The following is an 18,373-nucleotide window of genomic DNA, read 5'->3' as shown; positions in this document are numbered from 1 at the left end:
TGCGTCCGTCTCCCGGACCGCCGCGCCTACCGCGCCCGGGCCAAGTGCGAGCGCTGCTCGCGGTGCTGGACGATGCCGTCGCCATCCAGCTACGAGCCGACGCGGCGGTGGCCTCCTGTGGGGAGCCGGGCCCCGTCTCCGGGCAGGCCGCCCGGGACTGCGTTGACGCGAGCTCGGCCTTCCTCCACCTTCGCGCTGCCGCTCACAGACCCCGACCTCGTACAGGCGCAGGCGTACGCAGGGCGGCTGCTGGACTACGACCAGTGGATGGTGCACCAGTCGGTGAACCTGGCCTTCACCGTGCACCCGGACGCCCGTACAGAGGCGGCCCGGCTGCAGCTGAACGGCCTTGGGCGCCCGGCGGACGACCTACGTCGGCTGCGCGACACCCTCGAGTCGGAGGAGGGCGCGCCGTGAAGGCAGACGATTCAGGCCACCGCCCGAGCCCCGGTCCAGGTGGATGCGGATGCGGTCGAGCACCGCCTCGGTCTCGGTGCGCTCCAACACTTCCTGCACGCTGAGCAGGAAGCCCCACAGCTGGTCCTTCTCGTCGCCGACGAGCACGACCGCGGGCGGGCCCTCGGCGGTCAGGTGGGTGGGGCGCTCGCGCGGGCCAGCCACCAGGGTGAACAGAGCCCGTACGAAGTCGGCTTGACCAGGCCAGCCACCGGGAGCGGGACATCGACGAGGCAAGGAGGCCGTCGTGGAGTTCGACGTGATCGTGGAGATCCCTCAGGGGTCCCGCAACAAGTACGAGATGGACCACGAGCTGCACCGCATCCGGCTGGACCGGTTGCTGTTCACCTCGACCAAGTATCCGGCCGACTACGGCTACATCGACCACACTCTGGGCGGTGACGGGGACCCGCTCGACGCGCTCGTCCTGGTCGGTGAGCCGACGTTCCCCGGTTGCACCATCGAGTGCCGGGCCGTCGGCATGTTCGTGATGCGGGACGAGCACGGCCCGGACGAGAAGGTCCTGTGCGTGCCGGCCCACGATCCGCGGTGGGCGGGCGTGCAGGACATCGGTGACATCCCCTCCTTCGACCAGTTGGAGATCACCCACTTCTTCGAGGTCTACAAGGACCTGGAGCCCGGCAAGTCCGTCGAGGGCTCCCACTGGGAGGGGCGGGAGCAGGCGTATGCGGAGATCGAGGCGTCCCGCGTCCGGGCCGTCGACGCCTCGGCCGGGAAGCCCTCGTGAGCGTGCCGGGCACGCTGGTCCTGCTGCGGCACGGGCAGAGCACCGCCAACGCGGAGGGCCGCTTCCCCGGCTGGGCCGACGTGCCGCTGACGGCCCACGGGGAGAAGCAGGCCGCCGCCGCGGCGGAGCTGCTGGCCCGGGAGGGGCCGGTGCCCGATGTCGTACACACCTCGGTGCTGCGGCGGTCGATCCGCACCGCGGACATCCTCCTGGAGGAGCTGGACCGCCTCTGGATCCCGGTTCACCGCACCTGGCGGCTCAACGAGCGTCAGTACGGGGCGCTCACCGGCCGGGTCAAACGGGAGGTCCGCCGCGAGGTGGGGCCCGCGCGGTACCTGGCGTGGCGCCGCTCGCTCACCGCCGCACCCGGCCCGCTGCCCGGCGACGAACTCGCTCGCCTGCGGGCCGATCCCCGCTACGCCGCGCTGCGCGGCGGCGGGCTGCCGGCCGTGGAGAGCCTGGCCGACATGATCGCCCGGGTCGCCCCGTACTGGGTGGACGTTCTCGCGGGGCAGCTGTGCAGCGGGCGCCGGGTGATGGTGGTCGCCCACGGCAACGCGCTGCGCGCTCTGATCGCGGTCCTGGACCGGCTCACCGGGCAGGAGGCCGAGGACCTGAACATCCCCACGGGGGCGCCGCTGCGCTACGACTTCGACCGCGGACTGCGACCTGTCGTGCGCGGAGGGGGCTATCTGGACCCCGACAGTGCCCGAGTGGCCGCAGCGGCCGTCGCTGCCGAGGGGCACGCTTGAACGGACAGCCCACGCGACGAACCGTCACCTCTCCGACCGGACGACGGAGGAACCCAGCATGTCCCTGCACATCGCACAGCTGCACGCCGTGGAGATCCTCGACTCCCGTGCCCGCCCCACCCTCGCCGTCACCCTCACCACGGCCGACGGCACCCGCGTGCGCGCCGGGGTCCCCTCCGGCGCCTCCACCGGCACCCGCGAGGCTGTCGAACTGCGCGACGGCGACAAGACCCGCTACAACGGGCAGGGCGTGCTGACGGCCGTCGGCCACGTCAACGGCGAGATCGCCCAGGCCCTCACGGGCCACACCTTCGCCTCGGCCACGGAGATCGACCGTACGCTGATCGAACTGGACGGCACCGACACCAAGTCACGGCTCGGAGCCAACGCCATCATCGGAGTCTCGCTCGCCGCCGCCCGCGCCGAAGCCGCCCCCGCGGGACGGGAGTTGTGGCAGCACCTCGCCCAGGTCGCGGGCACGACGCCACGCTTGCCGGTGCCGCACTTCAACGTCGTCAACGGCGGCGCCCACGCCGCAAACAGCCTGGACTTCCAGGAGTTCATGCTCGCCCCGCTCGGCGCCCCGAGCCTGCCGGAGGCGGTTCGTGCCGGGGCCGAGGTCTACGCCCGGTTGAAGGCCCGCTTGTCCGCCGACGGGCACGCCACCGGTCTCGGCGACGAAGGCGGCTTCGCACCGGCCATCGACCGTCCCGAAGACGTCCTCCAGCTCCTCGTCGACGCCATCACCGACGCCGGATACACCCCCGGCCGGGACGGCATCGCCATCGCCCTGGACCCTGCCGCCAGCGAGTTCCGCCACGGGGAAGACGGCCTCTATCACGTGGCGGGCGACGCCCTGACCAGTAACCAGCTCATCGACCGCTACGAGGCGATCACCGACCGCTTCCCGGTCTGGTCGATCGAGGACGGGCTGGCCGAGGACGACTGGGACGGCTGGGTGCGCCTGACCGAACGCCTCGGCGACCGCGTCCAGTTGATGGGCGACGACATCTTCGTCACCAACCCGACCATCATCAGTGAGGCGATCGCCCAGCAGATCGGCAACTCCGCCCTGATCAAGGTCAATCAGATCGGTACGGTCACCGAGACCCTCGAGGCGATGCGGATCTGCCGGGAGGCCGGCTACACGCAAATGGTGTCCCACCGCTCCGGTGAGACCGAGGACGCCTTCATCGCCGACCTCGTCGTCGGCACCGGCAGCGGCCAGCTCAAATCCGGTGCCCCGGCGCGAGGCGAGCGCGTCGCCAAGTACAACCGGCTCATCGAGATCGCTGCTGCCGAGCCCGCCTTGCCGTACGGGCTGAACCGCTGACGGGCACCTGGGGTAAAGCCGTGGCATAGAGCGGTGGTTCAGGAAGCCGGCCACCTTGACCACCGGTCCGCGGAGTTGTTCACTCGCTTGTGGCGATGGATCCCGCCGGGACCGCTCTGGTCCGAACCGCCTGCCCGGGCTGATGGTTCCTGACCTGGTCAGGAACGCATGCCTTCCCGGAGGTGCGCAGGTGGAGTCGCCGTACAGGACCTCGCTCCCCGTACTCATCTGTCGACATGGCCCGCAACGTGCTGCTGCCGGCCATCAAGCACATGTAGCTGCGAGGCTCCTCGGACGGGCTGGGCCGCGCCCATGGCGGGCTCCCGCGGTTCCGGCCTCCAGCCCTTTGACGCGGGTCCCACCGGGCGACCACCCGCGCGCCCGGTCGCGGCAAAGGGCTCGGTTGGGGGCACGCCGCCCGACAGGTGGCGTGCCCCCAACCCAAGACGCTCCCGGGATCAGCGCCGCATGGCTCGCGTGGCGGCCAGCAGCACCACAGCGAGGACCTGGATGGCAACCACGACTGTGATCAGCAGGGGGATCGAGTAGCCGTAGAGGCCGCCGGTCAGGGCGCCGCCGGCCAGGCTGGCCGCGCCGACGACGCCGGCGAACAGGCCGTAGGCGGTCGCCCGCCGCCCGCGGGGCACCAGGTCCGCGACCGTGGCGCGCAGGGTCGACTCCTGGATCCCCATGGCCGTGCCCCACACCAGGGACCCGGCCACCGCGATCGCGACCGTGTCGGTGAACGCCAGCACTGCGACTGCGGCGGTCAGGACCGGCAGCGCCATCAGCACCCGCGTGCCGTGACGGTCGTACAGCCAGCCTGTTGCGAGCGCGGCGACAGCATCGACGGCCATGGCAGCGGCGTACAACACCGGCACCCAGGCCGCGGCCATCAGATGCCGCTCGACGAGGTGGTACGAGAGCACGCCGAAGGTGGCGAACCCGGCCGTGGTGGCGGCGGTGAAGGCCGCGTACGTCCAGAACGCGGCCGGCAGACGGCCGTCCGATGCAGGCTCACCCGCGGATGCGTCCACTTCCCGTTCGTACGCCTCGGGGTCGGGCACCCGAGCCCGCAACCACACCAGCAGTCCCAGCACCGCGACACCCGGGAAGGCGAGCACGCCGAGCGCCGGTCCGTACTCGCCGCCGGTGAGCGCGAGCATCCCGGCCACGACGAGCGGCCCGACCAGCGCACCGACCTGGTCCATCGCCTCGTGCACGGCGAAGCCGCGCCCACGCCCGGTCGCAGCTGTGGCATGCGACAGCAGCGTGTCCTTGGCCGGCGAACGCACCGCCTTGCCCACCCGCTCGGCGACAACGAGCGCGCACGCCGCCCAGAGCGCTCCGGCCACGCCGAGCAGGGGCACGGAGATCACCGTCAGGGCATACCCGGCGATCGCGAGCCCCCAGAAACGGCGCGTCCGGTCCGCCAACGGTCCCGACACCAGCCGCAGCCCCAGGGCCGCCGCCTCACCCGCACCCGTCACAACACCGACCACCAAGGCCGACGCGCCGAGCGAGGCCAGCAGGGGGCCGGTGATGGAGCGGGCGCCCTCGTAGACGAAGTCCGCGAGCAGGCTGACCGTGCCGAACCAGACCACGAACCGCCAGGGCCCCATCACGGCCGGCGGCTGGCTGATCTCCCTCTTGGTCACGCCCAGAATGCCTCGGCGAAGGCGACCCCGACGAACACCGCGCCCAGTCCGGCCACCACGCTCGCGATCACGTTGGCGGCGGCGAAGAACCGTGCCCCGTCCTCGGCCAGCCGTAGCGTCTCGTAGGAGAACGTCGAGTACGTCGTCAGCGCCCCGCACAGCCCGGTGCCCAGCAGCAGCTGCACCTGCGAGGAGGCTGCCCCGGCCACCACGGCCCCGCTCAGCAGGCCGAGCACGAAGCTGCCCACGACGTTCACGGTGAAGGTGCCCCACGGGAAGACGGTGTCGTGCCGCTTCTGCACCGCACGGTCGGTGAGGTAGCGGAGCGGGGCGCCCATCGCGCCGCCGACGATGACCAGCAGCCAGTTCACGCGTTGCTTCCCCTGCCCACGTACCGTATGACCTCGCAGTCGTCGAGGATCACCAGTCCCTCGGAGACGAGCTCGTCGAGCTGGGGCAGAAAGGCGCGCACCAGCTCCTCGGTGTCCACGATCACGATCGCCACCGGCAGGTCCTCGCTCAGCGACAGCAGCCGCGAGGTGTGGATCAGCGAGGACGCGCCGAAGCCCTCGATCCCCCGGAAGACGCTCGCTCCCGCCAGCCCGGCCTTGTGGGCGCGGTGCACGATCTCGGTGTAGAGGGGCTTGTGGTGCCAGATGTCGTTCTCCCCGATGAAGATCGTCACCCGTAGGGCTCTGCCCGTCAGCCTCGTCATCCCTGCCTCCATGCCAGTACACGGCGCGTCGCTGTCACCGTGAGCCATACGGCGGCGAGTGCCGCCAGTGCCGTCGCCGCGAGATAGGCCAGACCGGTGCGGGCATGGCCGCCGTCCACGAGCTTCTGGATGTCGACGGTGTACGTCGAGAAGGTTGTGAAGCCGCCCAGGACACCGGTGCCGAAGAACGGCCGCACCAGGCGGTGCGCCGCCCACACATCCGTGATCACCACCATGAAGACGCCGATGACCGCACAGCCGACGGCGTTGATCCACAGGGTGGTCCAGGGGAATGCCCCGGCCGAGGCCGGCCAGAGAAGCGAGGCCCCGTACCGGGCGGAAGCCCCGATCCCTCCGCCGAGCGCCACCACCGCCACGATCGGCCCCTGTGCCCGCCAGGACTGCTGCCGCTGGGCGGGCACGCGCAGATCGACGTCGGGGTCCGTGGGTTCGTCCACCGCCTGGGACTTCGGGGCTCTCATGAACGTACGTCTCCTACTCGCCGGGGCCCGCGCGCACGCGGGCGCACACCATCGCAAGTAGGGACTGTTGGCGGCACCAATGCCGCGGTTCGGGTACGGCGAGCCCCACCGCCGCGCAGTGGCCACGGATCGCCGCGGTCGCTGCCGGAGAACAGGGTAACGCCACCGCTCCCCGGCTGCCCGGCCGGGCTGAGCCTGGACATGCCCGTCACGGAACACCTGGCAGAGCTGGTGCGGGGCCTGGACGCCGGATGGAAGCAGCTCGCCGAACGCCTGGAAGAACCTGCTCGGCCGCTACAGCTTCACGGCCAGTCTCCCGCCCGTCGGCGTGCTGCGCCCGCTGCGCGACCCGGACGCGCCTGGGCTGGATGAGGACGACGACGCGGCCGCACCGGACTGAGAGCGCCGTCCGCCGGGACGCGGGAGGCCGTTCGTGACTGGCTTCAGGCTCGTGATCAGTCAGTCCTGCAGCGCTCGGAGGGTGGCGTCAAGGTCGGTGGTGCGGGGCTGGTTGTGGGGGAGTTTGGCGAGGGCGGCGGCCATGCCGCAGGTGTTGGTGGCGGCGGAGAAGACCAGGCCGCCTCCGATAGCGGCGGACAGCCAGCGGGCGGGGCGCCAGCGGGTGCCGGCGGCGAGGCCGGCGACGACGAGGGATCCGGCGGCGAGGCGGACCTGGCGTTCCATGGGCCAGACGGCCGAGGCGTTGTCGGGGCGGTGGAGGGTGCGGCCCTCGCCGGCCCAGGCGGTGGTGCCGCCGGTGAGGGTGGTGGCGGGGATGTCGGCTGCGGCAAGTTCGGTGCAGGCGGTGGTGGAGCGGTTGCCGGAGGCGCAGACCATGAGGAGGGTGCCGCGGGCGGCTGCTGCCTTGAGGGCGGGCAGGGCGGTGTGGAGGTGGTCGAGGGGGATGTTGTGGGCGCCGGGGAGATGGCCGGAGGCGTATTCGCCGGGGGTGCGCACGTCAATGACCGTGTAGTGGTCGAGGCGGGCGGCGGCCTGGGCGGGGATGAGGGCGGTGGGGGTGCTCATGTGCGGGGTGGTCCTTCCGTGCTGTTCCGGGGGCGGGGTGCCCGGACCCGGTATGATACCCCTAGGGGTATTTGATTTTGTGGAGGTGGACGGTGGAGCTGGAGATGGCGGCCGACGAGCTGAAGTCGGTCCTGAACCGGCTGAGGCGGGCCCAGGGCCAGATCGCGGGGATCATCAAGATGATCGAGGAGGGCCGGGACTGCGAGGACGTGATCACGCAGCTCGCGGCGGTCTCCCGTGCGCTGGACCGGGCCGGGTTCGCGATCATCGCGACCGGCCTGCAGCACTGCATGGCCGAGGGCGGACAGGAGACCGGTGACCGGGACCAGATGCGGGCGAGGCTGGAGAAGCTCTTCCTGTCCCTGGCCTGACGGGCGCGGTGGCCGGAGTGTTCACACGATCACGTCGATCAGCATGGACACGGCCACCGCCAGGAGCACCCCGGCGAAGACCTTTTGCAGGCGGTTGCCGGAGACCTTGACACTGAGACGTTTGCCGTCCCAGGCGCTGAGGATCGCCGCCCCGGTGAACGGCCCGATCAGCGCCCAGTCGAGACCGCCGCCGGTCCCGGCGCGGGCGATCAGGGCGGCGAGTGAGTTGACGGTGATGACGAGCAGGCTGGTGCCCACCGCACGGCGCATGGTCAGGCCGAGGACGCTCACCAGGGCCGGGACGGCGAGAAAGCCGCCGCCGACGCCGAGGAAGCCGGTTACCGCGCCGAGTCCGGCCCCGGCCCCGGCCGCCTTGCCGGGGCGTATCCGGCCTACCGGCTTGTCGGCGGAGGGGCGGAGCATCCGCACGGCCGCCAGCGCCGCGATCACCGAAAACGCGATGGTCAGCACGGCTTCGGGTACGCGTCCGGCGGCTGCCCCCGCGGCGTAGGCGGGGATGATGCCCGCCGCCGAGAAGAGGGATCCGACTTTCCAGGCGACGTGGCCGTCGCGGGCGTGGGCGTACAGGGCGGTGGCAGAGGTGGCGGCCACGATGATCAGGCTGGCGGTGGTGGCCGCGGACGGGCTGAAGCCGAGCAGGTAGATCAGGGCGGGCACGGCCAGGACGCTGCCGCCGCCACCGAGTGCTCCGAGGGCGAGGCCGACGATGGCCCCGGCGATGAGGGCGAGGACGAGCGCGGTCACGCTATCTGGCCGTGGTTCCCGCGTTCGTCGAGGACGGGGTGTCCGGCGGCGGCCCACGCGTTCATGCCGCCCTTGACGTCGACGGCCTGCGCGCCGCGCTGGGTGAGGAGTTTCGCGGCCTGCTGGGAGCGGTGTCCGCTGCGGCAGATCACCACCAGCGGACGGCCCTCAGCTTCGGCGGGCAGTGCGGCGCCGGTGACCAGTTTCGTCAGCGGTACGTGGACGGCGCCCGGGGCGTGGCCCGAGTTCCATTCGGGCTTTTCACGGACGTCCAGCAGAACCGCGTCAGGCCGGTCGCCACTGGTACGGCTGCGTGCCTCGTCGACCGTGACACGGGGCCCGTTTCGGCGAAAGAGGAACATCACACGTTTCCTTCCTTGCGAGAGGGGACGGCCGGAATTCAGCCGGAGGTCAGGGACAGCCCGGCCTCCGCCGCGGCGTCGAAGCCGTCGTCGACGGCGACCACGTCGCGGCCGGCGGCATCGAGCAGGGAGGCGGCGATCGCCGCGCGCATCCCGCCGGCGCAGTGCACCCACACCGTGCCGTGCGGCACCTCGCCTATACGACCGTGCAGCTCGTGGATCGGGATGTGGACCGAGCCGTCGATGTATCCGCCCGCCCGCTCGGAGTCCCGGCGCACGTCCAGAACCACCAGATCAGCGTTGCCCTGCCCGGCGAGCCCGGCGAACGTCGAGCGCGGGAAGGAGGCCGGTGCCTGTCCGGCGGGCAGCCAGGCGTCGGGGGTGCCGGTGGCGGCGGCGGCCGGGCGGTCGATGCCCACCCGCACCAGCTCACGCTGGGCATCCGCGAGCTGCTCGGCGGACTCGGCGAGCAGGGTGACCGGCTTGCCCCAGGGGATCATCCATGCCAGGTAGGTGGCGAGCTTGCCGTCGGCCTCGAAGTTGAACGACCCGGCCACGTGCCCCTCGGCGAAAGCGACACGGTTGCGCAGGTCGACGACCCACTCACCGGCCGCGAGGCGCGCTGCGATCTGCTCGGCGTCCGCGCGGGCGGGCGGCGTCAGATCGACCGGGGCGGGGCCGGCGGCGTTGGCCGGGCCCATGTGCGCGTAGTAGGCGGGCATGTCCTCCAGGCCGGCCAGCAGGTCCGCGACGAAGGTGTCCACGTCCACGGTCAGCGCGCTGTTCGCGCTCTTCTCCTTGCCGATCGTGGTCTCCTCCCCCTCGGACTGGGCCGAGGAGCAGAAGCTGCCGAAGCCGTGCGTGGGTAGCACCGCCGTCTCGTCGGGCAGATCGGAGGCCAACCGGTGGGCGGAGGCGTGCTGGGCACGGGCCAGCTCCTCGGTCAGCCGCGGCTCGACCAGGTCCGGGCGGCCCACCGTGCCGATCAGCAGCGACCCGCCGGTGAAGACGGCCACCGCACGGCCCGCCTCGCGCAGCGCGTAGGAGGTGTGGTGCGGGGTGTGTCCCGGCGTCGCGATCGCGGTCAGGCTCACCCCGCTGCCGGGGTCGATGTCCATGCTGTCGCCGTCGGCGACGGGGACACGGGTGAAGGAGACGTGCGCGTCGGCCGGCACGAGGTATTGGGCGCCGGTGATCCGGGCGAGTTCGAGTCCACCGGTGACGTAGTCGTTGTGCAGGTGGGTCTCCACCACGTGGGAGATCCGTACCCCGCGCCGGGCGGCGGCTGCCAGGACCTGGTCGATGTCGCGCGGCGGGTCCACCGCGACCGCGGTGCTCTCGCCGCCGGCCAGGTAGCTGCGGTTGCCGAGACCTTCCAGCTCGATGGTGTCAACGAAGAACACGCCAGTACTCCTAACGAATGGAAATTACCCGGGGGGGTATCTGTTTCCACCGTAACACCAGTACCCCCGGGGGTATATTCCAGGTCAGGGCCCACCCTGAGCAGGTACCCGCCGACACCGGACGCATCAGTGCAGCGGACGAAGAAGAATGGGGAACGGCCATGACCTACAGCCGCACCGTGCACGTGGACGGCACCTTCGAGGACACCGTGAGGGCCGTGCGTGAGGCACTGGCCGAACAGGGCTTCGGGATCCTCACCGAGATCGAGGTGCAGGCCACGTTGAAGGAGAAGCTGGGCCACGAGATGGAGGACTACCTGATCCTCGGCGCCTGCAACCCGCCCCTGGCCCACCAGGCGATCGAGGCGGACCGCTCCATCGGCCTGCTCCTGCCCTGCAACGCCGTCGTCCGCACCGACGGCGACCGTATCGCCGTCCAGGCCCTCGACCCCGGCACCATGGTCACCCTGACCGGCCAGGACGCCCTCAAGCCCGTCGCCGAGGAAGCCACCCGCCGACTGGACGACGTCCTGTCCGCGCTCACCGGCGGCATGGAATAGCACAAGGCGCGCGGAGCCACCGCTCAGGAGTGAGCGGCCTACGGCACCGCGGGCCGTGCCTCCGGTAGGCCCGTCGGACGCGGGGCCCGGCGGGAGCCGGGCTGCGGGCGCCACGTTGCCACCAGTGCGGCGGCCAGGAGCAGCTCGGCGATGTCGCCGCCGTAGTACATGATCTGGGCTCCGCCCTGGTCGACGGGGGCGTGGATGTTGATGCCGAAGCCGCCGTACATGAGCTGTGAGATCACCGCGTGCGCGGCGATCGCCACGCCCAGCACCACCAGCCGTACCGGAACGCTGGGCCGAGCGGGGGCCGGGTCGGGGTCGGCGATGACGTAGGCGAACAGGCACCCGGCGAGCAGGAAGTGGGCGTGCAGCAGCCAGTGCAGCATCATGTTCGCCGACATCGTGTTGTAGAGCGGTGTGAAGTACAGCAGCCCTAGTTGTTCTGTCCACGGAGGTTGGTGACGGGGTTCACGGTTGAGTGATCTTGAAATGGGTGAGGGCCTTCTGGCCTGGTGTGGATTGCGACATCTGCACCGGCGACCAGAAAGGCCCTCGTGCCTCACCGTAATGCACCCCTGACCGAGACCGGACGTCTGCGTCTGGCCCGTTGTGTCGTCGAGGACGGCTGGCCTCTGCGGCGGGCGGCCGAGCGCTTCCAGGTCTCACCAACGACAGCCCAGCGATGGGCGGACCGTTACCGGCTGTGTGGCGAGGCGGGCATGGCGGACCGGTCAAGCCGTCCGCACACCAGCCCACGCCGGACCCCGACGCGGACCGAACGACGGATCATCAAGGTCCGGATCCTGCGGCGGTGGGGACCGGCCCGCATCGCCCACCTGCTCGGCTTGGTCCCCTCGACCGTCCACCGCGTCCTGACCCGCTTCGGGCTGGCCCGCCTGACCCACCTCGACCGGGCGACCGGCCGCGTCATACGCCGCTACGAACGCGACCGGCCCGGCGAACTGGTGCACGTGGACATCAAGAAGCTCGGCAACATCCCCGAGGGCGGCGGCCACATAGCACTGGGCCGCCAAGCGGGCAGGAAGACCCGGTCCGGGGCCGGCTACAGCTACATCCACACCGCCGTCGACGACCACTCCCGCCTCGCCTACAGCGAAATCCTCACCGACGAGAAGAAGGAAACCGCCACCGGGTTCTGGCAACGGGCCCAGACCTTCTTCACCTCGTGCGGGATCACCGTCGAACGCGTCCTCACCGACAACGGCGCCTGCTACAAGTCCCATGCCTGGCGCAACACCCTCGCAGCGGCCGGGATCACCCACAAACGAACCCGGCCTTACCGTCCGCAGACCAACGGCAAGGTCGAACGCCTCAACCGCACCCTGCTCGACGAATGGGCCTACGCCCGCCCCTACCGCTCGGAACAGGAACGACGCGACGCCTTCCCGCAGTGGCTGCATACCTACAATCACCACCGCGGACACACCGCGCTCGCAGGCCAACCACCCGCCAGCCGCGTCCCCAACCTCACAGGGCAATACACCTAGTGTCCCGACGCTGAGCAGCAGCGCGGTGACCGGGTTGGCCAGTACGTGCAGCGGCCTGCTCTGGACCAGGCCGGTCAGGCGGCGCCCCTGGCCGGCGGGAAGGTTGCGCAGCAGCAGCGTGACGGGCGCCGCGAGCACCAGTCCCAGCGGCGCGTACATCCCGATGCTGGGTCGCTTCGCACAGGCCGGACGCGAGCTGCCGGTCTACACGACCTCCGTACGACTCACCCCGGGACGCCGCTTTCTGTTGGACACCGTCGAACGCACCGAGGACGCACCTCTTGTCCCGGAACTCGGTGCCCCTGTCCTGCGCGACCTGGAGCCCGGCGCCTTCCTCGCCCCATGTCTCGGCTGCACTCCAGGACCACTCTGCTCGCAGCGAAGCTCTCCTGACGATGGTCGAGCACACCCCGCAAGCGGCGGGGTCCCACGTGCCCGCCGGCCAGGACGAGCCCACCGGGCAACGGCCCGGCACTGCGGCGTGATCCCGTGCGTCAGCCCGCCGTCGGGTCGGCGCCCGGCTCGCCCAGCTCCTCGGCGAGCTGGAAGAGGGCCGGCAGCGCACCCGCGATGGCCACGCGTGCACCCTCGTTGAGGGCACCGAGTGCCGTATCCATACGGCGTTCATGAGCCGCGGTCCAGGCGGCGAGCTGCTCGCGTCCGGCATCGGTGAGGGTGACGACGGAGGCGCGGCGGTCGGCGGGGTCGACCTCGCGGACGACCAGCCCCGCAGTGATCATCTGACCGATCAGACCGCTGACGGTGCTGGGCGCCAGGCGCTGGCGGGCGGCCACATCACTGATCCGGGCCGGTGAGTGCTCGCCGAGCACCTGCAGCAGTTCGACCTGCGCCATGGGGAGGGTCTCCCACGGGTAGTCGGTGCGGATCGAGGCGCGTAGCGCGCGGCGCAGCCGGGTGACGGCCTCGGTGAGCAGCCGGGCGTCCGACGCCTCGGCGGCTGGCCGGGACGCGGGAGTTTCGGAGCGGGGCTGCGCGGACATGCGGCAAGACTAACGGGACGGCCCGCGGGTGCCTGCCCTTCATCCTGGGCTCCGACCGCCAGGTACTTCGGTGTCCGATGTATTGTCGGGCGGGTCTTCCCCGGCACGTCGTCGGGCCTCGCACATGCAGAACGGTCGAGCTCATGAACCTGGCGTTCCTGCCCAGTCCCTCCCAGGGCGTGTGGCACCTCGGACCGGTGCCGATTCGCGCGTACGCGCTGTTCATCCTGGCCGGCATCTTCACCGCCGTGTGGCTGACCGGCCGCCGCTGGGAGGCCCGGGGTTGCCGCCGGGAGGACATCGCGGACATCGCGATCTGGGCGGTGCCGTTCGGGGTGGTCGGCGGCCGCCTCTACCACGTGATCACCGACCCGGAGTTGTACTTCACCGCCGGCAAGCAGCCCATCCGCGCCCTCTACATCTGGGACGGCGGCCTGGGCATCCCCGGCGCAGTCGCGCTCGGCGCGGTCGGCGCCTGGCTGGGATGCCGTCGCCGCGGCATCAAGCTCGCCGACTTCGCCGACGCCGTCGCGCCCGGTCTGGTGCTGGCGCAGGCGATCGGCCGCTGGGGCAACTACTTCAACCAGGAGTTGTACGGCCGTCCCACCGATCTGCCATGGGCGCTGTACATCAACCCTGCGAACCGGCCCGCCGACAGCCCGGACATCGCCCTGTACCACCCCACCTTCCTGTACGAGTCGCTGTGGAACCTGGCCGTGATGGCGCTACTGCTGTTCCTCGACAGCCGCTGGCACCAACGACTGCGCAGGGGACGGCTGTTCGCCTGCTACGTGCTCGCCTACACCGCCGGCCGAGCCTGGATCGAGGCGCTGCGCATCGACCACGCCAACCACTTCCTGGGCCTGCGGCTCAACGACTGGGTGTCCTTGGCGCTGTTCACCGGCGCGCTGGTGTACCTGATCATCACCCGCCGTCCGCGCCCGGACGACGACGCGCCATACCCGGGCGAGGAGGGGGAAGAAGGGGTGCCAGAGCCCGCCCAGGTGTCCGGCGGGACGCGGTCGTGACGTCCGTCCCGGACACAGAGGCATCACCGGCCGCGACCGAACAGCCCTACACGGGCCGGCACATCGGCCCGCTGCTGCCCGCCCGGCTGCGGCCGGTCACCCGGCCCCGGCTGTGGGTGGAGCTGGCCTTCACCGCGCTGCTGTACTGGGCCTACACCCTCACCCGCAACGCCGTGCCCTCCCACCGCACCACCGCCCTTCACCGCGCCCACGAGATTCTGGACACTGAGCACACCCTGCACGTGAACATCGAGCTGGCGGTCAACCACGCGGCCGACAAGGTGGACTGGCTGATCGTGGGGATGAACTACTACTACGCCACCCTGCACTTCATCGTCACCACCGCCGTGCTGGTGTGGCTGTACGTCCGCCACTCCGACCGCTACCGCTCGGTGCGCACCGCCCTGTACGCGGCCACCCTGCTGGCTCTGGTCGGCTTCGCGTTCTGCGCCACCGCCCCGCCCCGGTTCCTGACCGGGCAGGGCTTCGTCGACACCGTGGTCACCCACCACACGTGGGGCTCCTGGGCATCCGGAGACGTGGCATCGCTGTCCAACCAGTACGCCGCCATGCCCTCGGTGCACATCATCTGGTCGACCTGGTCCGGTCTGACCTTGGTCTTCCTGGCCCGCCGCACCTGGGTGCGGGTGCTGGGAGCCTGCTATCCACTGGCGACTTTCACCGTCATCCTGGCCACCGCCAACCACTTCGTCACCGATGCCCTCGCCGGTGCCGCGACCCTTGCCGTGGCATCCCTGCTCCAGCGGTTGCTCACCGGCCGCCGGGCCTATCCGTCACTGCGGTTGCCGGTCGGCGCGGCCGCGCGCTGACCGTCCCGGAAGTTGACCTCGGCCAGATGTCCGATCCGGCCGTGCGCTCACCAACCGTCCGGCCCTTGGCGCACGTCACGCCGCACCGCACTTCGGCGGGCCCGCAACGCCAGCCGCCCCTGCCTCAGGGCGAGGACAAGCCACAGCCCTGCCGGCGCGCGCCCAGCCATCGGAGATGGGTTAGCAGCCCAGGCCCCCACGGTGACCGCCAGGTCGGCGGCAGCCACGGCAACGTCCCGCGCCCACGGCCGTGTATCCCCGACGGGTTCACGCCTCATCAAAAACGCCGTTCCGGCGGGACCCCGGCCGCCGCGGCGCCGACGGCCGCGAGCCCGACGCACAACAGGACGAGCACGGCCCATCGCTCGCCTCCCGCCGCGCCGCCCAGATGCAGGGCGAGGGTCGGCCAGGGCGACGCCGAGTGCGGTGCCCACCCCGCGGGTCATGTTGACCAGTCCGCCGCCGGTCCCCGAGCCAGGGCGGCCGAGGAATGTCCAAACGGTGCTGTCGGGGGCCGTGCCCGAAAGAGCTTCACCAAGCCCCGGCCCCACGAGGGAAGCCATGCTGATCGAACTGGACGAGGACATCGCCATCCAGCACGTCACCGAGCACCTCAAGACCTCACACGGCGACACCCACACACCCGACGAGATCGAGACCGCGGTCGTCACGGCCTGCGCCTCCCTGAAGACCGTGCCGTTTGCGGCTACGTGCCCGTGCTCGTGGAACGCAGGACCCACATCCTGTGCGAGCACACAGGCTGAACGCCCGCGCCACCTGAAACGCGGACAGACCTGCTCGGTCCGGCCTAGGGTGCGTCCATGCTCAACGACGTCATCGTCCGGCAGACCGAAACCGACCTGCTCTCCACGCCACGCACCCTGGACACTGCGGTCACCGACCTGCCCACCACGGCGGGCCTGTACGCCTGGTGGGCACCAGCCGAAGTGCTGGCCCCCTTCGCCGGTCCCGCCAACTCTGGCCGCCCTGAGCTGCGGCTTCTGTACGTGGGCAAGGCCAAGCGGCTGCGGTCCCGCATCGTCTCGAACCACCTGAGGGACTCCGGCCGCTCCACCCTGCGCCGCACCCTGGCCGGACTGCTGATGTCCGCCGAGGGCTACCGCACCGTCTGGACCGACCGCGTCGTCCTGGTCGGCGAGGACGAGCAGCGCCTCACCGACTGGATGCACCGGCACCTCACTCTCACCTGGAGCGAGTACCACGATCCCGTCCCGCTGGAGACGGCGCTGATCTCCCGTCTCCGCCCGCCGCTGAACGTCGACGGAGCCGAGCACGGCACCGCTTTGGACTGCGTCAAGCAGGCCCGGTCCCTCTACTACGCCAGCGCCGGGTCCCGTCCGGACAAATAGCCGCCGGCCGGCTCCCGACGGGGATCAGGAGGCGTTCAACAGTGCTGCGGCTTCCGGACGGCTTTCCAGCCAGGCTGCCGCGTCGGGGTTCTCACGGAGCCAGCGGGCACATACGGCCCATTCCACGTGCTCGCTGGCGGCGTCACTCAGTACCACGTCGGCGATGAGGGGTGTGCACTTCGCCGAGGCGCCATGCGCGCTGCACGCGCTCTTGTCGTTCGCGTGCGGAGCGATGGAGACGATCCTGGACGACATGGTCCGGACATCCTCGGTGTAGATGCGGTCGAACCAGTCGATGAACTCGCGGACCGTGCCGATCTTGGCGACGCGGTCGTGCAGGGCCTTCTGGTCGTGCCCGGTCAGGAACCAGCCCAGGGTGACCGGCGCGCCGCAGCCGCAGCCGCACATCCGGGCCGCGTGCGGGGACTCGAAGTACGTCACTGGGTTGCGGGTCGGCTCGACCGGTTGGGGCTTTCCGACGTACACGTCGTGAACCGGGTGCCCAGCCTCAAGGAATCGGCCCTCGATCGCCCGGCGGCCGCCGGAGACCGCAACCAGGCGGTCGATCTCGATCGCCTGGCGCACGATGCCCTGAAAGGACAGCAGGGCGTACTGCTCCCGGTCGGCTCGTTCGCCCAGCACCCAGCATCCCCGGTTGGCGCGGAACAGTGCCTCGTCGTCCATGTCCGGGTCCCAGCCGACATGGTCACGGCCCAGCTGGTCCTCCTTCGGGTTGACATAGCGCATCGCCCCGAGCGTGATATGGATCATGAATGCCCCCAATAGACGGATAGTCCGGGCCACTTGCCCTGCAACTATCCACACCCTGCCCCATGCATCCGATACTTTCAACCCCTAGGCCCCTATAGTTATCACCGCTCCGTCGGGGGTGTGCCGGTCGTGGCACCATCGACTCCCCTGCCGTGAAGCGACCCGCCCGGTCGTCGAATACGTCCGCTCCATCCGCTGCGAGAGCCTCGCGACTTCGTCGCCGTCTTCGTCCCTGAATACGCCGTCGGCGACTGGTGGGAGAACCTCCTCCACAACCAGTCCGGCCTCTGGCTCAAGAGCCGCCTGCTCTTCACCTCCGGCGTGATGGTCACCGGCTTCCCCTAGCAGCTGACCTCCTCGGCCCGCGCCGACCGCCCCGCAGGCCGCGCCCCCGGTTCCGTCCGCCGAGAAGCCCCCGAACTCGGCTGAGCTTCCGGACAGCCCTCTGGGATCCCGGCGCGCGCATCCGGCCAAGCCGCGCCCGCGAGCAGGAGGTTCGTCGTCCTGACCCCGAACACCAAACCGCTCGCTAGAGTGTGGGCTTCGTCACGTGCTGGCCAGGAGAAAGCGACACGATGAGCTGTGCGAATGCGACACAGGCCCAATCAGCAGCTCAGCTGTAAAGCAACACAGCCTGCGTGGGACACGGCCAGTGCTGAAACAAACCTGCTCCGCGAACTGCACTGGTCACCGCAGGCGTTCGCCGTGGTCATGAGCATCGGCGCGAGCGGAGGATTCCTGGCCTCCCTCACCACGCCCCGTCTCACCTCACGCTACGGAGCGGGCCCGGTCATGATCACCGCGCTGGCCCTGGCGCCCGCCAGCCAACTCCCTCTCCTGCTCGCCAGCCCCGGGCTCGCCGGGCAACTCGGCATCGGCTGCGGCCTGTTCGCGCAGCTCTTCGGCGCGGTCACGCATGGCCTGACCCAGCGCACCGTCCGCCAACGGGCCTGCGCGCCCGACATGCAAGGCCGCATGCAGGCAACCGGCCAGTGGACGGCGTTCGGGTTGCGCCCCTTCGCCGCCCTCCTCGCGGGCTACGCCGGCACCACCCTGGGCCTGCGTACCACCCTGTCCCTCGGGGCCTGCCTGCTCGTGTTGCCGCCGATGCGCCTCGCCCTCACCTCGATCCGCACCCTGCGCCTGGCCGCCCCATGACCTCAACCCACCGCACCGAAGACTTCCCGCGCGGACCGCGCGCCCGCCTCGGCAACCGCTCCCCGTCACCCAG

General features: G+C 70.8%; 22 protein-coding genes, 3 pseudogenes and 1 riboswitch. Of the genes and pseudogenes, 12 read left to right on the top strand and 13 right to left on the bottom strand.

Translation table 11 applies throughout. The features are described 5' to 3' along the window. Positions 1–162: 162 nt before the first annotated feature. Positions 163–417, top strand: coding sequence for a hypothetical protein (locus OG507_RS32600; RefSeq protein ID WP_327370687.1), 255 nt, complete (start codon positions 163–165; stop codon positions 415–417). Here the strand turns inward: OG507_RS32600 and OG507_RS32595 are convergent. Further along, positions 370–621, bottom strand: a complete 252-nt coding sequence (locus OG507_RS32595) for a hypothetical protein (RefSeq protein WP_327370686.1) — start codon at positions 619–621, stop codon at positions 370–372. The genes OG507_RS32600 and OG507_RS32595 overlap by 48 nt on opposite strands. A gap of 82 nt (positions 622–703) precedes the next feature. On the opposite strand from OG507_RS32595, the gene OG507_RS32590 reads away from it, so the two are divergent. From OG507_RS32590 to eno, 3 genes are read left to right on the top strand one after another with little or no spacing between them, the layout of a single operon-like run. After that, positions 704–1,204 carry an inorganic diphosphatase gene (locus tag OG507_RS32590; RefSeq protein WP_327370685.1) on the top strand — a complete coding sequence of 167 codons (501 nt, stop codon included), beginning with the start codon at positions 704–706 and terminating at the stop codon, positions 1,202–1,204. Then, positions 1,201–1,956: a 2,3-bisphosphoglycerate-dependent phosphoglycerate mutase gene (locus OG507_RS32585; RefSeq protein ID WP_327370684.1), complete on the top strand. Its 756-nt coding sequence runs from the start codon at positions 1,201–1,203 to the stop codon at positions 1,954–1,956. The genes OG507_RS32590 and OG507_RS32585 overlap by 4 nt, the downstream gene beginning before the upstream one ends. A 58-nt stretch (positions 1,957–2,014) precedes the next feature. Further along, positions 2,015–3,289 (top strand): phosphopyruvate hydratase, encoded by a 1,275-nt coding sequence (eno, locus tag OG507_RS32580; protein ID WP_327370683.1) that lies wholly within the window; start codon positions 2,015–2,017, stop codon positions 3,287–3,289. An 82-nt stretch (positions 3,290–3,371) separates the two neighbouring features. After that, positions 3,372–3,448, top strand: a riboswitch (Fluoride riboswitch). A 299-nt stretch (positions 3,449–3,747) separates the two neighbouring features. Here the strand turns inward: eno and OG507_RS32575 are convergent. From OG507_RS32575 to OG507_RS32555, 5 genes are all read right to left on the bottom strand, one after another. Then, complete coding sequence (locus OG507_RS32575) at positions 3,748–4,947, bottom strand: MFS transporter (RefSeq protein ID WP_327370682.1); 1,200 nt, start codon at positions 4,945–4,947, stop codon at positions 3,748–3,750. After that, complete coding sequence (gene crcB, locus OG507_RS32570; protein ID WP_327370681.1) at positions 4,944–5,318, bottom strand: fluoride efflux transporter CrcB; 375 nt, start codon at positions 5,316–5,318, stop codon at positions 4,944–4,946. The genes OG507_RS32575 and crcB overlap by 4 nt, the downstream gene beginning before the upstream one ends. Continuing rightward, entirely contained in the window at positions 5,315–5,662 is a 348-nt protein-coding gene (locus OG507_RS32565) for a DUF190 domain-containing protein (protein WP_327370680.1), read from the bottom strand. Before OG507_RS32565 ends, crcB begins: the two co-directional genes overlap by 4 nt. Further along, on the bottom strand, positions 5,659–6,144 hold the full coding sequence (locus OG507_RS32560; protein ID WP_327370679.1) for a FluC/FEX family fluoride channel: 486 nt from the start codon (positions 6,142–6,144) through the stop codon (positions 5,659–5,661). Before OG507_RS32560 ends, OG507_RS32565 begins: the two co-directional genes overlap by 4 nt. A gap of 459 nt (positions 6,145–6,603) precedes the next feature. Next, complete coding sequence (locus OG507_RS32555; protein ID WP_327370678.1) at positions 6,604–7,170, bottom strand: rhodanese-like domain-containing protein; 567 nt, start codon at positions 7,168–7,170, stop codon at positions 6,604–6,606. Positions 7,171–7,262: 92 nt separating this feature from the next. On the opposite strand from OG507_RS32555, the gene OG507_RS32550 reads away from it, so the two are divergent. Beyond that, complete coding sequence (locus OG507_RS32550) at positions 7,263–7,541, top strand: metal-sensitive transcriptional regulator (RefSeq protein ID WP_327370677.1); 279 nt, start codon at positions 7,263–7,265, stop codon at positions 7,539–7,541. Positions 7,542–7,562: 21 nt separating this feature from the next. Here OG507_RS32550 and OG507_RS32545 read toward each other — a convergent pair whose 3' ends face one another. The 3 genes from OG507_RS32545 to OG507_RS32535 are packed head-to-tail and all read right to left on the bottom strand — an operon-like array spanning position 7,563 to position 10,071. Then, the gene (locus OG507_RS32545) at positions 7,563–8,306 is read right to left on the bottom strand and encodes a sulfite exporter TauE/SafE family protein (RefSeq protein ID WP_327370676.1); all 744 of its coding nucleotides are present in this window, start codon (positions 8,304–8,306) and stop codon (positions 7,563–7,565) included. Continuing rightward, the gene (locus OG507_RS32540; protein WP_327370675.1) at positions 8,303–8,668 is read right to left on the bottom strand and encodes a rhodanese-like domain-containing protein; all 366 of its coding nucleotides are present in this window, start codon (positions 8,666–8,668) and stop codon (positions 8,303–8,305) included. Before OG507_RS32540 ends, OG507_RS32545 begins: the two co-directional genes overlap by 4 nt. 38 nt (positions 8,669–8,706) lie before the next feature. Further along, positions 8,707–10,071 (bottom strand): MBL fold metallo-hydrolase, encoded by a 1,365-nt coding sequence (locus OG507_RS32535; protein WP_327370674.1) that lies wholly within the window; start codon positions 10,069–10,071, stop codon positions 8,707–8,709. Positions 10,072–10,232: 161 nt separating this feature from the next. Between OG507_RS32535 and OG507_RS32530 the strand changes: the two genes are divergently transcribed. Then, positions 10,233–10,631, top strand: coding sequence for a DUF302 domain-containing protein (locus tag OG507_RS32530; RefSeq protein WP_327370673.1), 399 nt, complete (start codon positions 10,233–10,235; stop codon positions 10,629–10,631). 38 nt (positions 10,632–10,669) lie between these two features. Here OG507_RS32530 and OG507_RS32525 read toward each other — a convergent pair. Then, positions 10,670–11,080 (bottom strand): annotated as a pseudogene (locus OG507_RS32525) (cytochrome c oxidase assembly protein); the annotation flags it as partial. Between the two features lie 108 nt (positions 11,081–11,188). Between OG507_RS32525 and OG507_RS32520 the strand changes: the two are divergent. Next, on the top strand, positions 11,189–12,142 hold the full coding sequence (locus OG507_RS32520; protein ID WP_327370672.1) for an IS481 family transposase: 954 nt from the start codon (positions 11,189–11,191) through the stop codon (positions 12,140–12,142). Positions 12,143–12,193: 51 nt separating this feature from the next. Here OG507_RS32520 and OG507_RS40550 read toward each other — a convergent pair. Continuing rightward, positions 12,194–12,301 (bottom strand): annotated as a pseudogene (locus OG507_RS40550) (cytochrome c oxidase assembly protein); the annotation flags it as partial. 335 nt (positions 12,302–12,636) lie between these two features. Continuing rightward, positions 12,637–13,143: a MarR family winged helix-turn-helix transcriptional regulator gene (locus tag OG507_RS32510; protein ID WP_327370671.1), complete on the bottom strand. Its 507-nt coding sequence runs from the start codon at positions 13,141–13,143 to the stop codon at positions 12,637–12,639. A gap of 143 nt (positions 13,144–13,286) precedes the next feature. Between OG507_RS32510 and lgt the strand changes: the two genes are divergently transcribed. The 3 genes from lgt to OG507_RS32495 all read left to right on the top strand — a co-directional run bounded on the left by lgt (position 13,287) and on the right by OG507_RS32495 (position 16,371). Further along, positions 13,287–14,171: a prolipoprotein diacylglyceryl transferase gene (gene lgt, locus OG507_RS32505; protein WP_327370670.1), complete on the top strand. Its 885-nt coding sequence runs from the start codon at positions 13,287–13,289 to the stop codon at positions 14,169–14,171. After that, positions 14,168–15,001 carry a phosphatase PAP2 family protein gene (locus OG507_RS32500; protein ID WP_327370669.1) on the top strand — a complete coding sequence of 278 codons (834 nt, stop codon included), beginning with the start codon at positions 14,168–14,170 and terminating at the stop codon, positions 14,999–15,001. Before lgt ends, OG507_RS32500 begins: the two co-directional genes overlap by 4 nt. Positions 15,002–15,822: 821 nt before the next feature. Further along, positions 15,823–16,371 carry a GIY-YIG nuclease family protein gene (locus OG507_RS32495; RefSeq protein WP_327370668.1) on the top strand — a complete coding sequence of 183 codons (549 nt, stop codon included), beginning with the start codon at positions 15,823–15,825 and terminating at the stop codon, positions 16,369–16,371. 24 nt (positions 16,372–16,395) lie between these two features. Here OG507_RS32495 and OG507_RS32490 read toward each other — a convergent pair whose 3' ends face one another. Beyond that, a complete protein-coding gene (locus tag OG507_RS32490) occupies positions 16,396–17,142 on the bottom strand; it encodes a hypothetical protein (protein WP_327370667.1) in 747 nt (248 codons plus the stop codon). A gap of 145 nt (positions 17,143–17,287) precedes the next feature. Here OG507_RS32490 and OG507_RS32485 point away from each other — a divergent pair. Then, a pseudogene (locus OG507_RS32485) lies at positions 17,288–17,571 on the top strand (DNA-binding protein); the annotation flags it as partial. Positions 17,572–17,853: 282 nt separating this feature from the next. Then, on the top strand, positions 17,854–18,300 hold the full coding sequence (locus OG507_RS32480; protein ID WP_327370666.1) for a hypothetical protein: 447 nt from the start codon (positions 17,854–17,856) through the stop codon (positions 18,298–18,300). The last annotated feature ends 73 nt before the right edge of the window (positions 18,301–18,373 follow it).

The sequence above is a fragment of the Streptomyces sp. NBC_01217 genome, assembly GCF_035994185.1.
GTDB lineage: Bacteria > Actinomycetota > Actinomycetes > Streptomycetales > Streptomycetaceae > Streptomyces.
Note: the sequence above shows the minus strand (reverse complement) of the source record. Positions and strands in the feature narration are given on the sequence as shown.